Origin of the sequence: Klebsiella sp. 18074, assembly GCF_902705905.1 — a bacterium.
GTDB classification, from domain to species: Bacteria; Pseudomonadota; Gammaproteobacteria; order Enterobacterales; family Enterobacteriaceae; genus Klebsiella; species Klebsiella terrigena.
Genome location: NZ_CACSIS010000001.1, coordinates 141,546 through 155,576, shown reverse-complemented (window position 1 = coordinate 155,576; position 14,031 = coordinate 141,546). Strand labels below are relative to the sequence as shown.

General features: G+C 56.8%; 14 protein-coding genes. 8 read left to right on the top strand and 6 right to left on the bottom strand.

The window, feature by feature from the left end:
• Positions 1-56: 56 nt before the first annotated feature.
• The 3 genes from GVK32_RS00745 (at position 57) to cspA (ending at position 2,424) form a co-directional block, all read left to right on the top strand.
• The gene (locus GVK32_RS00745; protein ID WP_159864162.1) at positions 57-1,415 is read left to right on the top strand and encodes an aromatic acid/H+ symport family MFS transporter; all 1,359 of its coding nucleotides are present in this window, start codon (positions 57-59) and stop codon (positions 1,413-1,415) included.
• A gap of 244 nt (positions 1,416-1,659) precedes the next feature.
• On the top strand, positions 1,660-1,950 hold the full coding sequence (locus tag GVK32_RS00740; protein ID WP_159864159.1) for an HTH-type transcriptional regulator: 291 nt from the start codon (positions 1,660-1,662) through the stop codon (positions 1,948-1,950).
• 261 nt (positions 1,951-2,211) lie between these two features.
• Positions 2,212-2,424 (top strand): RNA chaperone/antiterminator CspA, encoded by a 213-nt coding sequence (gene cspA, locus GVK32_RS00735; RefSeq protein ID WP_004868803.1) that lies wholly within the window; start codon positions 2,212-2,214, stop codon positions 2,422-2,424.
• A gap of 101 nt (positions 2,425-2,525) precedes the next feature.
• Here the strand turns inward: cspA and GVK32_RS00730 are convergent, their stop codons facing one another.
• The gene (locus GVK32_RS00730) at positions 2,526-4,145 is read right to left on the bottom strand and encodes an ABC-F family ATP-binding cassette domain-containing protein (protein ID WP_159864156.1); all 1,620 of its coding nucleotides are present in this window, start codon (positions 4,143-4,145) and stop codon (positions 2,526-2,528) included.
• A 204-nt stretch (positions 4,146-4,349) separates the two neighbouring features.
• Here GVK32_RS00730 and GVK32_RS00725 point away from each other — a divergent pair, with 204 nt between their 5' ends.
• From GVK32_RS00725 to GVK32_RS00715, 3 genes are all read left to right on the top strand, one after another.
• Positions 4,350-4,547 carry a hypothetical protein gene (locus GVK32_RS00725; RefSeq protein WP_159864153.1) on the top strand — a complete coding sequence of 66 codons (198 nt, stop codon included), beginning with the start codon at positions 4,350-4,352 and terminating at the stop codon, positions 4,545-4,547.
• A complete protein-coding gene (locus tag GVK32_RS00720) occupies positions 4,544-4,753 on the top strand; it encodes a YdgH/BhsA/McbA-like domain containing protein (RefSeq protein ID WP_041143158.1) in 210 nt (69 codons plus the stop codon). The genes GVK32_RS00725 and GVK32_RS00720 overlap by 4 nt, the downstream gene beginning before the upstream one ends.
• An 87-nt stretch (positions 4,754-4,840) precedes the next feature.
• Complete coding sequence (locus tag GVK32_RS00715) at positions 4,841-5,029, top strand: hypothetical protein (protein ID WP_159864150.1); 189 nt, start codon at positions 4,841-4,843, stop codon at positions 5,027-5,029.
• A 98-nt stretch (positions 5,030-5,127) separates the two neighbouring features.
• Here the strand turns inward: GVK32_RS00715 and glyS are convergent, their stop codons facing one another.
• From glyS to GVK32_RS00700, 3 genes are all read right to left on the bottom strand, one after another.
• Positions 5,128-7,197 carry a glycine--tRNA ligase subunit beta gene (gene glyS / locus GVK32_RS00710; RefSeq protein WP_159864147.1) on the bottom strand — a complete coding sequence of 690 codons (2,070 nt, stop codon included), beginning with the start codon at positions 7,195-7,197 and terminating at the stop codon, positions 5,128-5,130.
• 9 nt (positions 7,198-7,206) lie between these two features.
• The gene (gene glyQ / locus GVK32_RS00705) at positions 7,207-8,118 is read right to left on the bottom strand and encodes a glycine--tRNA ligase subunit alpha (protein ID WP_041143161.1); all 912 of its coding nucleotides are present in this window, start codon (positions 8,116-8,118) and stop codon (positions 7,207-7,209) included.
• A 137-nt stretch (positions 8,119-8,255) separates the two neighbouring features.
• Positions 8,256-8,561 carry a YsaB family lipoprotein gene (locus GVK32_RS00700; RefSeq protein ID WP_045853898.1) on the bottom strand — a complete coding sequence of 102 codons (306 nt, stop codon included), beginning with the start codon at positions 8,559-8,561 and terminating at the stop codon, positions 8,256-8,258.
• A 179-nt stretch (positions 8,562-8,740) separates the two neighbouring features.
• Between GVK32_RS00700 and GVK32_RS00695 the strand changes: the two genes are divergently transcribed.
• Positions 8,741-9,736: an acyltransferase gene (locus GVK32_RS00695; RefSeq protein ID WP_159864144.1), complete on the top strand. Its 996-nt coding sequence runs from the start codon at positions 8,741-8,743 to the stop codon at positions 9,734-9,736.
• A 41-nt stretch (positions 9,737-9,777) separates the two neighbouring features.
• On the opposite strand, the gene xylB is transcribed toward GVK32_RS00695, so the two are convergent.
• Together xylB and xylA are read right to left on the bottom strand one after the other, a co-directional pair.
• A complete protein-coding gene (xylB, locus tag GVK32_RS00690; protein ID WP_159864141.1) occupies positions 9,778-11,232 on the bottom strand; it encodes a xylulokinase in 1,455 nt (484 codons plus the stop codon).
• A gap of 88 nt (positions 11,233-11,320) precedes the next feature.
• On the bottom strand, positions 11,321-12,643 hold the full coding sequence (gene xylA / locus GVK32_RS00685; RefSeq protein ID WP_159864138.1) for a xylose isomerase: 1,323 nt from the start codon (positions 12,641-12,643) through the stop codon (positions 11,321-11,323).
• Positions 12,644-13,015: 372 nt separating this feature from the next.
• Between xylA and xylF the strand changes: the two genes are divergently transcribed.
• Entirely contained in the window at positions 13,016-14,008 is a 993-nt protein-coding gene (gene xylF / locus GVK32_RS00680) for a D-xylose ABC transporter substrate-binding protein (RefSeq protein WP_123709610.1), read from the top strand.
• Positions 14,009-14,031: the final 23 nt, after the last annotated feature.

Below are 14,031 nucleotides of genomic sequence, written 5' to 3'. Positions count from 1 at the left end.
CGAGGGAGGCGTGAACAGCCGTTTTCGTCCCCCGCTCTGCCTGCCAGGAATGCCGTATGAATAAGACAACCATCGATATTCAGGCTTTTATCAATGAACATCCGTTCACGAAGTACCAGTGGATGATTCTGGCCTTATGTTTTATCACCGTTGCTATGGACGGTTTCGATACCGCGATAATCGGTTTCATCGCCTCAGACCTCGTGCAGGAGTGGGGCGTAGAAAAATCGGCATTGGGCCCGGTAATGAGCGCTGCGCTGGTCGGCCTGGCGGTGGGCGCCTTGACCGCGGGGCCGCTGGCCGACCGCATTGGCCGCAAGAAGGTCCTGCTGATGTCGATCGTGGTGTTTGGCAGCTTTAGCCTGCTTACCGCTTTTGCTACCAGCCTGAACCAGCTGACGCTGCTGCGTTTTCTGACGGGGCTGGGGCTGGGGGCCGCGATGCCGAACGCCGCGACGCTGATGAGCGAATACGCACCGGAGCGCCGCCGGGCCTTAATGGTTAATCTGATGTTCGTTGGGTTCCCGATGGGATCGTCGCTGGGCGGTTTTCTCTCGGCCTGGATGATCCCGCACTACGGCTGGCAAAGCATGCTGATACTGGGCGGCGTGATGCCTCTGCTGCTCGCCGTGGCGCTGATCTTCCTGCTGCCGGAATCGGCGCGCTACATGGTCGTTAAGCGTCAGCCCGCACAGCGTATTGCGGCAATCCTCCGGCGCATTGCGCCGCTGCCGGAAGGAGTGGAGTTTGAGCTGCGTGAGGCCGGCCAGGTCAAAGAGAAATCGGCTCTGGCGGTCATTTTCTCTCCACGCTATATCGTCGGTACCGTGATGCTGTGCCTGACCTACTTTATGGGCCTGCTGATCTTCTATTTGCTGACCAGCTGGCTGCCGCTGCTGATTCGTGAAACCGGCGCCACCATGAGCCAGGCGTCGATTATCACCGCGCTGTTCCCGCTGGGCGGCGGTATTGGCGTACTGATCCTCGGCGCGCTGATGGATAAGATCAACCCCAATAAGGTCGTCGCCGTCGGCTGGCTGCTGACCGGTATTTTCGTCTGTCTGGTGGGCTTCTCCACCGGCAGCCTGGTGCTGATGGGGGTGATGGTATTTATCGCCGGCAGCATTATGAATGGCGCGCAGTCTTCCATGCCGGCGCTGGCGGCCGGGTTTTATCCCACTCAGGGCCGCGCCACCGGCGTCGCATGGATGCTGGGGATCGGGCGCTTTGGCGGCATTCTCGGCGCCTTCAGCGGCGTATTCCTGATGCAGGCGCAGCTCTCTTTCACGACTATTTTCAGCCTGCTGGCGATCCCGGCTTTTTTATCCGCCCTCGCCCTGCTGGTTAAATACAAAATGAGCCTGCGTCAGCCTACCCCGCCTCAGGCCGACGCTGAAAATCTGCAGAAAGCCTGATCGCAAGGCCAGCGGGAAGCCGCTGGCCTCGGTTTTTCTCTGGCGTTTACAAATATTTTCCAAAGCCACGCGTATGATGATTAATCATCGGTTTACCCCCCGCTCCCGCTGGGCTATCAGGCGGTAAACGAAAGCCTGCTGGCATATAATCACCCCCGTTACCGTTCTTGACGCTTTTTCCTGACTATTCTTAATAAGCAGCGACAAACCCTACCCTTTACTGTGCGACAGGAAGGAGTTCTCAATGGAATATAAAGATCCAATATTCGAATTACTGAGCAGCCTGGAACAAATTATTTTCAAAGATCTGCCCCGAGCGACCGCCCCAGTCCGCAAGCCAACCGCCTTCAGCGAATTCGACCGGCTCCGTAAAGGGACCGGGCTGAAAATTGACGATTTCGCCGATGCCATGGGCGTCAGCGTGTCGATGGTGCAGGAGTGGGAATCAAGACGCATCAAACCCTCTTCGACTGAGCTCAAGTTAATGCGTCTGATCCAGGCAAGCCCCAAGCTTTCAAGGCAGATTCTCGAGTGAAGTTCTATAATGTTATTGGACACTGATTACGGTCCTGATTTGGGACCGTTTTAATTTCTATGAAAAAAACGTTTGCTATCGCACCTCAAAAATGAGTTAATGCTCGCAGGTTTGATGTACAGACCACAGAGCGTTAGTATAGAGTAGTCCTTGAGCGGTTATCCTAGATACCCCGGTAGTGAACTTTCCCTTTATAGCTTCAAATCTGTAGTCCAGACCGTATCGCCGAAAGGTTCATTTATTATTTAAAGGTATTTCGCTATGTCCGGTAAAATGACTGGTATCGTAAAATGGTTCAACGCTGATAAAGGTTTCGGCTTCATTACTCCTGATGACGGTTCTAAAGATGTGTTCGTACACTTCTCCGCTATCATGAACGATGGCTACAAATCTCTGGATGAAGGTCAGAAAGTTTCCTTCACCATCGAAAGCGGCGCTAAAGGCCCGGCAGCTGGCAACGTTACCAGCCTGTAAGCTTAAATAAGCTCAGAATTCAAGATCCCTGCCTCACGGCGGGGATTTTTTTTATCTGAATATCAGGAAACCGCCACCTTGCATGGCGGTTTTTTTTCGTTTTAATACGGCTCAAGCTGCCAGCCGCCGTCCCGCCACGCTAAAGCGTGGGTAAGCTTCAGTCCCTGCAGGAACGACTCGTCATGCGACACCACCAGCATCGCGCCGGGGAATCCCGCCAGCGCCGCTTCAATGGCCTGGGCAGAGGCTAAATCCAGGTGGTTAGTCGGCTCATCGAGCAGCAGAAGCTGAGTGGCGTCCCGCCGCCACAGTACGCAGGCCAGCGCCGCCTTCAGCCGCTCCCCGCCGCTCAGGGCCGCCAGCGGCAGATTGATTTTATCCGCCCCCAGCTGTAGCTGGGCAAGCCGGCTGCGCAGCACGCCCTCCTCCAGCAGCGTATCGTCAAGATTAAGATGCGTTAAAACCGATAGCGACAGGTCCAGCTGCGTCAGGTGCTGATCCAGCCACGCCGCATGAACCGACAGTCGGCACTCTCCAGAAACCGGCTGCTCGAGACCGACCAGCGTTTTCAGTAACGTGGTTTTTCCACAGCCGTTAGGCCCGCGCAGCGCTACGCGCATCGGCCCATCAATACGCCAGCTCAGCGCCGCCGCCGTCGAGTGCGCCAGGCGTAGATCCTCCAGCACCAGGACCTGTTTACCGACGGCGATCTGACTTCCCGGCAGAGTGAACATCACCGCAGCCTGATCTTCTACCCGCTCGTGCGCCTGGGCGACGGCGGTATTGAGCGCGCTATTTTGCTCCCGATGCTGCCGATGGAGCGTTCCGGGGCGCTCCTTCGCCGCGCCTTTGTACTTCACGCGTTCAAACGAGGCAATATTCAGCGTATCGACAACCCGCAGCGTCTGCGCAGATCGCCGCTGGCTGGCATCATGCTCTTTTTGCATTCGGACCCGGGTGCGGCGGCGTTCGGTCGCGGCATGTTCCAGCGCGGCTCGCGCGGCCTGCTGTTCGGCATCACGCTGCTGCTGATAGTCGGCGTAGTTCCCGCCATAGCTTCGCAGCGCCGTCGGCGTGAGCTCAAGGATACGCGGCATTCGCGCCAGCAGTTCACGATCGTGGCTGGCGATAATTCCCCCACCGCGCCAGCGCTCCAGCTGCCGATACAACCATTCGCGGCCCTGCCCGTCGAGGTGGTTGGTCGGCTCGTCCAGCAGCAAATAGTCCGCGCCTGAGAGAAAGGCTCCGCACAGCAGTACTTTCACCCGCTCGCCGCCGCTCAGCGACGAGGCGAGACGCTCGGGAGAAAATGCCGGCAGGCCGGCATCGGCGAACGCCGCGCTCAGACGCTCGCGCAGATCCCAGAAACCCTCCAGGCTCTCGACGTCGTCAGCGAATCCCTCCCCGCGCTCAAGCCGCCGCAGAGCAGAGAAGATGGGCTCATAGCCCAGCAGGTCGGCCAGGGTAGTGCTGGAAACAATTGCCGGATGTTGGGCAACATAGGCCAGCGAGGTAAAGCGTTCGATATGTCCGCCGGAAGGAGAGTCGACGCCCGCCAGCAGCCGAAGCAGGCGAGTTTTGCCGACGCCATTACGGCCGACCAGGCCGCAGAACGACGTCTCTAACGATAAATTTAGCGGGCCAAACAGCATGTCTCCCGTCGCAAACTGACAGGTGAGCTGATGCAAAATAAAAGCGGGGGATTGGGCACAATGGGCCATAAGCACTCCTGAATGAAATCGATACTTCCCCTGCCGCATATGGCGCTGGCAAGGAGTGAATTCAGCAGGCGTGGTTATCCATTTTCAGTGTGCTCTCAGTAAGACGAGGGATTCGTCGGGACACAGAATAGCCACACCGCCCCACACATTTCAAGATTATTTTTTCAGCACCCGCGCCGGTACGGGGCAAAAGTAGCCGCGCCGATGGGCCAGCTGACGGACGTATTTATCGCCGGTCATAACGATGAGCGCCCGGAATTTATCGATCAAATTTTGTTCTATTTTTTTGAACAAGATGCGCAAATTGTTCCGATTTTAATCACCAGACGATCGGCCTATTATTTATCACATCAGGGCAAAACGCCCTATTACAGACAAACAACCTCAGGAATACGACCATGAAATCTATCAAAACTTTCGTTGCAGTTACCGCACTTTCTCTGATGTCCTTCGGCGCATTTGCTCAGAGCATCAGCACCACCGCCTCCACCCTGGACCGTGCAGAAGCTAAAATTGCCGCCCAGGCTGCTGAGCAGGGTGCGTCCTACAAAATTACCAGCGCCCAGTTCAACAACCGCGTTCATATGACCGCAGAACTGACCAAATAAATCGCATTGATGGCGCTTTTAGAGAGTGCCGGCCGCCGGAATCAAGCATACAGGCGACAACGACAGCACGATGAAAAGGAATCTAAAATGAAAAATATCAGCGTGATGACCGCCCTGTTTCTGGCAGCCTCACTATCAACCGGCGTCATGGCAGCAGAACGTCATGCCGTACCGCCGGAAGCGGGATCCAACATCGATACGTCGATGCATCAAAACCGCATTAACGTCAGCCATGCTTTCGATAAAGAGAGCCTGACGGCAGGCAACCTGGAGTAGTTAAGGGCCAGCCTGTAGGCGAGCAGATGGCGCCATGAGCATCTTCGCGCCATAAAAAAACCTGCCAGAAGGCAGGTTTTTTTGTTGCCAAAAGGCGCTTACTGCAGCAGAGAAATGTCCGCTACCTGCAGGAAAAGCTCGCGCAGTTTGGACAGCAGCGTCAGTCGGTTGATACGCACGTCCCGATCTTCGGCATTGACCATCACGTTCTCAAAGAACTCATCCACCGGTTCACGCAGGGAGGCCAGCTCGATCAGCGCTTCCTGGTAACGGCCTTCGGCGAAGAACGGCTGCAGCTTATCACGCAGCACAACCAGATGGGTCGCCAGCTTGATCTCTGCGGCTTCTTTCAGCACGGAGGCGTGAACGGCATCGTTCAGCGTCTCTTCAGATTTTGCGAGGATGTTGGAGACGCGCTTGTTGGCTGCCGCCAGTGCCGAGGATTCTTCCAGCGTACGGAAGTGCGAAACCGCCTTCATGCGCGCATCGAAATCAGCCGGACGGGTCGGGCGACGAGCCAGTACAGCCTGGATGGTATCAACGCCGTAGCCTTCGTCCTGGTACCAGGCACGGAAGCGACCGAGCATAAAGTCGATGACCTCATCAACAACTCTGGCGTTAGTCAGCTTGTCGCCATACAGATGCACCGCTTCTTCGGTGAGAGTCTGCAGATCCAGGTTCAGGTTCTTTTCAACGATGATGCGCAGTACGCCCAGCGCGGCGCGGCGCAGTGCGAACGGGTCTTTGTCCCCTTTCGGGTGCTGACCAATGCCGAAGATACCGGCGAGCGTATCCATCTTATCGGCAATCGCCACCGCACAGGCAACCGGGTTAGACGGCAGATCGTCGCCGGCAAAACGCGGCTGATACTGCTCGTTCAGCGCCACGGCAACGTCTTCCGCTTCGCCATCATGGCGCGCGTAGTGCATGCCCATCACGCCCTGAGTATCGGTGAACTCGAAGACCATATTGGTCATCAGGTCGCACTTCGACAGCAGGCCCGCGCGGGTCGCGTGGTTGACGTCCGCACCAATCTGACCCGCAATCCAGCCGGCAAGGGCCTGAATACGATCGGTTTTATCGCGCAGGGTGCCCAGCTGCTGCTGGAACAGGACGGTCTGCAGACGCGGCAGATGATCTTCCAGGCGCTTTTTACGGTCGGTGTTGAAGAAGAACTCCGCATCCGCCAGACGCGGGCGCACAACCTTCTCGTTACCGGAGATAATCTGGATCGGATCTTTGGATTCGATGTTGGCAACGAAGATGAAGTTCGGCAGCAGTTTGCCGTCGTCAGCATAAACCGGGAAGTACTTCTGATCGCCTTTCATGGTGTACACCAGCGCTTCAGAAGGCACCGCGAGGAATTTTTCTTCGAATTTCGCCGTCAGCACCACCGGCCATTCCACCAGCGAGGTGACTTCTTCCAGCAGGCTTTCGCTCAGATCGGCGTTGCCGCCAATCTTGCGGGCCGCTTCTTCCGCGCCAGCTTTAATGGTGGCTTTACGCGTTTCGTAGTCAGCAATAACTTTACCGCGCTCCAGCAGGATTTGCGGATACTGTTCGGCGCTATCGATAGTGAACTCCGGCTCGCCCATAAAGCGATGGCCGCGGATCACGCGATCGGAGTCGATGCCGAGAATAGTTGCCGGCACGACGCTGTCGCCAAGCAGCAGGGTCACGGTGTGAACCGGACGGACAAACTGCACGTCCGACGCGCCCCAGCGCATCAGTTTAGGGATAGGCAGCTTGCCGAGGGAGGTCGAGACCATGTTCGGCAGCAGCGCTTCCGCGCTTTCGCCTTTCACATGGGCGCGATACAGCAGCCATTCGCCTTTATCGGTCGCCAGACGCTCGGCCTGCTCGACGGTGATACCGCAGCCGCGCGCCCAGCCTTCGGCCGCTTTGCTCGGTTTACCTTCTGCGTCAAACGCCGCAGAAATCGCCGGGCCACGTTTTTCGATTTCGCGATCCGGCTGGGAAGCGGCCAGATTAGCCACCTTCAGCGCCAGACGACGCGGGGCGGCAAACCACTCAACGGTGCCGTGGGCGAGGCCAGCGCTGTCCAGCTCCGCGGTAAAGTTCGCAGCAAAAGACTCAGCCAGGCTGCGCAGGGCTTTTGGTGGCAGCTCTTCGGTGCCGATCTCCACCAGGAAAGTTTTCTCAGACATGGCCGCCTCTTATTTGTTTTTGTTGCACATCGGGAAGCCAAGGGCCTCACGGGAAGCGTAGTAAGCTTCTGCCACCGCTTTCGTCAGGGTGCGGATGCGCAGAATATAGCGCTGACGCTCGGTGACGGAGATGGCTTTACGCGCATCCAGCAGGTTGAAGCTATGGGCGGCCTTCAGAATGCGCTCGTAGGCGGGCAGCGGCAGCGGGTTTTCCAGCGCCAGCAGCTGCTGCGCTTCTTTCTCATACTGCTCAAAGCAGGAGAACAGGAAGTCCACGTCGGCGTATTCAAAGTTATAGGTTGATTGCTCGACTTCGTTCTGATGGAACACGTCGCCGTAGGTCGTTTTACCCAGCGGGCCGTCGCTCCAGACCAGGTCGTAAACGCTGTCTACGCCCTGAATGTACATCGCCAAACGCTCCAGACCGTAGGTGATCTCGCCGGTTACCGGCTTACATTCCATACCACCCACCTGCTGGAAGTAGGTGAACTGCGTCACTTCCATACCGTTCAGCCACACTTCCCAGCCCAGACCCCAGGCACCCAGCGTTGGGTTTTCCCAGTTGTCTTCCACGAAGCGGATATCATGAATAGTCGGATCCATACCCAGCTCTTTCAGAGACCCGAGGTACAGCTCCTGGATGTTGTCCGGCGAGGGCTTAATGACCACCTGGAACTGATAGTAGTGCTGCAGGCGGTTCGGGTTTTCGCCATAGCGGCCGTCGGTCGGACGACGCGAAGGCTGCACGTAGGCAGTCGCCATCGGCTCTGGCCCCAGCGCGCGCAGGCAGGTCATTGGGTGGGAGGTGCCGGCGCCAACTTCCATGTCCAGTGGTTGAACAATGGTGCAGCCCTGACGAGCCCAGTAATCCTGTAAGGTCAGGATCAGGCCCTGGAAGGTCCTGGTATCAAACTTTTGCATATTATTTCGTGCTGGATACGTGTGGATTTAAAGGAAGGGATCAGTATACCCGCTGGCTGCGAGATATACAGTACGAAACGGCGTTGTTTAAGCAAAATTGGGGAAATTAACGCCATCATGCGGCAGCCGCGGGGCATTTAGCGCATAGAAAGATGTAAAAACTGCCCGTCTGGATCGAAAGAACAGATAAAGCGCTCATTCTGCTCGGTATGGCCCGACAGCTCATAGCTTCCCTGGAACTGTTCAAAATGGCTGACGTCAACCAGCCTGGCCCCGGTGCTGTAGCGTCTTGCCGCCTGATCCTTACACAGCTGTTCCATATTCAGGGTAATTTGCGGCGTAATCCGCGCTCTTTGCGCTTTTTGTGGCGGCTGGGATGGCGTCTGGCTGCAGCCGGCGAGCACAAGCAGCAGCAGTCCAGAAAAGAAACATTTCATCACCATTTTCCTCGACCGCCTTGTTAGCAAATTGTTATCGTTCAGATTACGTGAAATCACCCGGACATTGTGCGAATCTCTCCACATCTCTACAAGCATGCGGCGGCAAACTCAGAATATTCCATTGCGACACCGCGGTATCAGGGAAGTCAGACCCTGTTTAAGAAGGAACCACTGAGGTACTGATGCAGGAAAAAATAAACTGGATTACGAGTTTGCGCGGTATCGCATGCATGATGGTGGTGATGATCCACAGCACCACCTGGTACATCACCCATCCCCACTCAATCAGCCTGGTGGAATGGGATATAGCCAACCTGCTCAACTCCGCCTCTCGCGTCAGCGTCCCGCTCTTCTTCATGATGTCTGGGTACCTGTTTTTCGGCGAACGCAGCGCCCAGCCGCGGCACTTTCTGCGCATCGTGCTGTGCGTGCTGTTTTACAGCGCCGTGTCGCTGCTCTACATCTCCCTGTTTACCCATATCAACGTCGAGCTCTCGCTAAGAAACCTGCTGCAAAAGCCGGTGTTCTATCATCTGTGGTTTTTCTTCGCGATTATCGTCATCTACCTGCTCTCGCCGCTTATTCAGGTTAAGCAGGTCAGCGGCAAGATGCTGCTGGCGCTGATGCTGGTCATCGGCATTCTCGCCAACCCCAATATGGTGAGCGTAAAAGCGGGCGGTATCGAATGGCTGCCGCTCAATCTCTATATCAGCGGCGATGCCTTTTACTACGTACTGTACGGCGTGCTTGGCCGGGCGATTGGCATGATGGAGACGGATAAAAAATGGCTGACTCTGCTGTGTGCCGCGCTGTTCGCCAGCGCCGTCTGGATGATATCGCGCGGAACGCTGCATGAGCTCAAGTGGCGCGGCAACTTCGGCGATACCTGGTATTTATACTGCGGTCCGGCGGTGTTTGTCTGCGCGGTAGCCCTGCTGACGCTGGCGAAAAACACCCTTAATGCGCGTCAGATCCCCGTTCTGGCGCTCATCGCCCGCCACTCCCTGGGGATCTACGGTTTTCATGCGCTGATTATCCACGCGCTGCGGGCCAGCGGTCTGGAGCTCACCCGCTGGCCGCTGCTGGATATTCTGTGGATCTTTAGCGCCGCCCTGCTGGGCAGCCTGCTGCTGTCGGCGCTGGTGCAGCGCATCGACACGCGTCGGCTGGTGAGCTAGCGCCGCGGTCAAACCCGCTCCCGCGCGGGAGCGGATTGCCGCTATGACATCAGTGGGAGAAGCTGCTGATAAATCTGGCGGAAGGTTTCGCGACGCGGAGCATAGAGCGCGACGCGTTCGCTATTAGGACGGTGAGCCTGCTCAAGCGGCAGCTGGGGTAGCAGATCCGACCAGGACTCCCCTTGATGCAGCGCCAGCTGCGCGAGTCTCGCGGCACCCAGCGCCGGTCCAACGTCGCCGCCGGTGCGGTAATCCAGCTGCTGTCCGCTGATGTCAGCCAGCATCTGCCGCCACCAGGGGCTGCGCGCGCCTCCGCCAATCAGGGTGATGCTCTCGGGCTTGATGCCGCAGGCGTGGACCGCATCCATACCGTCCGCCAGCGCATATCCCACCCCTTCCAGCACCGCACGCGCCAGCTCCGCCGGGCCATGCTGATGCGTCAGGCCGAAAAAGACGCCCTTCGCCTGCGGGTTGTTATGCGGCGTACGTTCGCCGGAAAGATAGGGTAGAAACCACACCGGGCCCGCGCGCTCATCGGCGGACTCTGCCGCGCCGATCAGCGCAGGAACCGTACCCAGGCCGGTCAGCTTAGCCGCCCAGTCGAGGCAGGATGCCGCGCTGAGCATGACCGACATCAAATGCCAGCGCCCGGGAAGCGCGTGGCAGAAGCTGTGCACCGCGCTTTCGGGTTTGCTGAGAAACCCCTCGCTGACGGCAAAGTAAACGCCGGAGGTCCCCAGCGATAGCATCGCCTGCCCCGCGTCCGCCATGCCCACGCCAACGGCACCGGCGGCGTTATCCCCGCCGCCGGCCACCACCAGCGCCTGCGGCATATTCCACGCCGCGGCGATAGCCGGGCGCAGCGCTCCCGTCACCTCGCTGCCTTCAAATAGCGCGGGCATGTTATCGCGGCTCAGGCCGCAGGCGGCGAGCATCTCGTCGCTCCAGTCGCGCTTTGCCACGTCCATCCACATCGTCCCGGCAGCGTCAGACATATCGCTGGCGAACTCGCCGGTCATGCGTAAGCGTAAATAGTCTTTCGGCAGCAGGACCTTATCAATCTGGCTGAAGACGTCCGGCTCGTGTCGCTTAACCCACAGCAGCTTCGGCGCCGTAAAGCCGGGCATCATCAGGTTGCCGGTGATCTGCCGCGACCACCCGACCCGCTCTTCCAGCAGGGCGCACTCTTCGCCGCAGCGCCCGTCGTTCCATAAAATGGCCGGACGCAGCACCCGCTGCTGCTTGTCCAGCAGCGTGGCGCCATGCATCTGCCCGGCGATACCGATAGCCTTCACGTCGCGCAGGGAGTGCTGCTCTCCCAACGCTTTGATCGCGCTATCCGTTGCCTGCCACCAGTGCTCGGGATCTTGTTCGGACCATAAGGGGTGCGGGCGCGATACGCTGAGCTTTTCCGTGTGCGAAGCCAGTACCTCACCCTGCTCATTGAGCAAAATGGCCTTCACGCCCGAGGTACCTAAATCAATCCCGATGTACATACCGACTCTCCTGAACAGCGCGCCACGGCTGAGCGTGGCGCGAAAAGCGTGCTAAATAGCCTATGCCCGGACGCGCCGGGCATTGTCATCACTTATCAAAAAGATAGTGATTCACCAGATTTTCCAGCTGCTCCTGGTGTCCACTCTGGTGCTGCGGTGCCAGATTATGCTGCGCGGCATGCTGAGCAATTTCCGTCAGCGTCATCTGCCCCTTGAGGATTTGCTGGCCCAGATCGCCGTTCCAGCCGGCATAGCGTTTTGCTACGCGCTTATCCAGCTCGCCATCTTCAATCATGCGCGCTGCCACCTTCAGCGACAGGGCCATCGTATCCATCGCCCCAATATGACCATAGAACAGATCGTACTTGTCGGTGCTTTGACGACGTACTTTGGCATCGAAATTCATCCCGCCGGTCGTGAAACCGCCGGCCTTGAGAATTTCATACATCACCAGGGCGTTTTCTTCCACGCTATTCGGGAACTGATCGGTATCCCAGCCCAGCTGCGGGTCGCCGCGGTTGGCATCGACGGAGCCAAACAGGCCCAGCGCGATGGCGGTGGCAATCTCGTGGTGGAAGCTATGGCCTGCCAGGGTCGCGTGGTTCGCTTCGATATTCAGCTTAATCTCTTTTTCCAGGCCGAACTGCTTGAGGAAGCCATAGACGGTGGAGGCGTCGTAGTCATACTGATGCTTGGTTGGCTCCTGCGGCTTCGGCTCAATCAGCAGCGTCCCCTGGAAGCCAATTTTATGTTTGTGCTCAACCACCAGTTGCATAAACCGGCCAATCTGCTCACGCTCCTGGCGCAGGTCGGTATTGAGCAGCGTTTCATACCCTTCGCGGCCGCCCCACAGGACGTAGTTTTCCCCGCCCAGCTTGTGGGTGGCGTCCATGGCGGTCACGACCTGCGTCGCCGCCCAGCTGAACACTTCCGGATCCGGGTTGGTTGCCGCGCCTGCGCCGTAGCGCGGGTTTGTAAAGCAGTTCGCGGTGCCCCACAGCAGCTGCACGCCGCTGTGCTCCTGTTTTGCCGCCAGCACATCGACCATCTGTGCGAAATTGTTGAGATACTCCTTCAGCGACGCGCCTTCCGGGGAGACGTCAACGTCGTGGAAGCAGTAGTACGGGACGTTCAGCTTGTGGAAAAACTCAAAGGCGACGTCGGCTTTACGTTTTGCCATTTCAAGGGCGTCGCCCGGCTGCTGCCACGGACGGTTGAAGGAACCGACGCCAAACATATCGGCCCCGTTCCAGCAGAACGTGTGCCAGTAGCAGGCCGCAAACCGCAGGTGTTCTTCCATGCGTTTACCCAGCACCAGCTCATCCGGATTATAGTGACGGAAAGCCAGCGGGTTAGTAGATTTAGTGCCTTCATAACGAACGCGATCGAGTTGATCGAAATAGGTCTGCATAATGAACTCCATATTCAGGGATGCGGCGGGTAATAATTCATAAGCCAATATAGAATTGCTGTTTTGCTTTCCTCAATTACGTTATTTCACACCGCCGTTGAGAGAATCCGCAAACGTGCGCCAGATCGCAAAAACAACCAGCTTATTCGCTATTCACGCCCTATCCCAATGAAAGATCGGCACCATCCCTGAGGCCCTAAAGATTAAAGTAAGATCGCGGTCATAAATCAGCAAATAAACTAAATTTCATAACGTCAAAATAAGCACAGGTAATTGCCAGCACCCTTTTCCCCGTTAAGAATCTTCAGCGTATCAGGCCGTCTGCTTTCACCGCTCGTTTTATCCTGCACTCTACAAAAAGGTATTATTATTATGAAGATAAAGAACCTTTGCCTCACGCTCTGCGCTTCACTCATTCTGACCAGCATGGCGGGTATTGCTAAAGAAGTTAAAATTGGTATGGCCATTGACGATCTTCGGCTGGAGCGCTGGCAGAAAGATCGCGATATTTTTGTCAACAAGGCTGAATCATTAGGCGCGAAAGTATTTGTACAGTCTGCCAACGGCAATGAAGAAACACAAATGTCGCAAATTGAAAATATGATAAATCGCGGCGTTGATGTTCTTGTCATTATTCCTTACAACGGTCAGGTTTTAAGTAACGTGATTAAAGAAGCGAAGCAGGAGGGAATCAAAGTTCTCGCCTATGACCGTATGATTAATAACGCAGATATTGATTTCTATATTTCATTCGATAACGAAAAAGTCGGCGAAATGCAGGCCAAAAGCCTGGTCGATAAAGTGCCCCAGGGAAACTATTTCCTGATGGGCGGCTCGCCTGTTGATAATAACGCCAAGCTCTTCCGCGCCGGACAAATGAAGGTGCTCAAGCCCTATATCGATCAGGGCAAAATCAAAATTGTCGGCGATCAGTGGGTCGACGGCTGGCTGCCGGAAAACGCGTTAAAAATAATGGAGAACGCGCTGACCGCCAACAATAACAAAATTGATGCGGTCGTGGCTTCAAACGACGCCACCGCCGGCGGGGCAATCCAGGCGTTAAGCGCCCAGGGGCTGGCGGGGAAAGTGGCGATCTCAGGTCAGGACGCCGACCTTGCGGGAGTGAAGCGCATTATCTCTGGTACCCAGACGATGACGGTTTATAAGCCCATCGTGACGCTTGCCACCACCGCGGCAGAAATTGCCGTTGAGCTCGGTAACGATAAGGCGCCGCACGCTGACACCACCTTAAACAACGGCCTGAAAGAGGTCCCGTCGCGTCTGCTGACGCCAATTGAAGTGAATAAAGACAATATTGAACAAACGGTGATTAAAGACGGTTTCCACAAAAAGAGCGAACTGTAACCCCCGACGCCCCTTAACCGGGG

What these genes read in the sequence shown, in the direction of transcription:
- GVK32_RS00745 (WP_159864162.1), top strand. Translation starts at nt 57, where the DNA reads ATGAATAAGACAACCATCGATATTCAGGCTTTTATCAATGAACATCCG.
- GVK32_RS00700 (WP_045853898.1), bottom strand. Translation starts at nt 8,561, where the DNA reads ATGGTGATGAAATGTTTCTTTTCTGGACTGCTGCTGCTTGTGCTCGCC.
- xylB (WP_159864141.1), bottom strand. Translation starts at nt 11,232, where the DNA reads ATGTACATCGGGATTGATTTAGGTACCTCGGGCGTGAAGGCCATTTTG.
- GVK32_RS00715 (WP_159864150.1), top strand. Translation starts at nt 4,841, where the DNA reads ATGAAAAATATCAGCGTGATGACCGCCCTGTTTCTGGCAGCCTCACTA.
- GVK32_RS00720 (WP_041143158.1), top strand. Translation starts at nt 4,544, where the DNA reads ATGAAATCTATCAAAACTTTCGTTGCAGTTACCGCACTTTCTCTGATG.
- GVK32_RS00730 (WP_159864156.1), bottom strand. Translation starts at nt 4,145, where the DNA reads ATGGCCCATTGTGCCCAATCCCCCGCTTTTATTTTGCATCAGCTCACC.
- cspA (WP_004868803.1), top strand. Translation starts at nt 2,212, where the DNA reads ATGTCCGGTAAAATGACTGGTATCGTAAAATGGTTCAACGCTGATAAA.
- GVK32_RS00740 (WP_159864159.1), top strand. Translation starts at nt 1,660, where the DNA reads ATGGAATATAAAGATCCAATATTCGAATTACTGAGCAGCCTGGAACAA.
- glyS (WP_159864147.1), bottom strand. Translation starts at nt 7,197, where the DNA reads ATGTCTGAGAAAACTTTCCTGGTGGAGATCGGCACCGAAGAGCTGCCA.
- xylA (WP_159864138.1), bottom strand. Translation starts at nt 12,643, where the DNA reads ATGCAGACCTATTTCGATCAACTCGATCGCGTTCGTTATGAAGGCACT.
- glyQ (WP_041143161.1), bottom strand. Translation starts at nt 8,118, where the DNA reads ATGCAAAAGTTTGATACCAGGACCTTCCAGGGCCTGATCCTGACCTTA.
- GVK32_RS00725 (WP_159864153.1), top strand. Translation starts at nt 4,350, where the DNA reads ATGGGCCAGCTGACGGACGTATTTATCGCCGGTCATAACGATGAGCGC.
- xylF (WP_123709610.1), top strand. Translation starts at nt 13,016, where the DNA reads ATGAAGATAAAGAACCTTTGCCTCACGCTCTGCGCTTCACTCATTCTG.
- GVK32_RS00695 (WP_159864144.1), top strand. Translation starts at nt 8,741, where the DNA reads ATGCAGGAAAAAATAAACTGGATTACGAGTTTGCGCGGTATCGCATGC.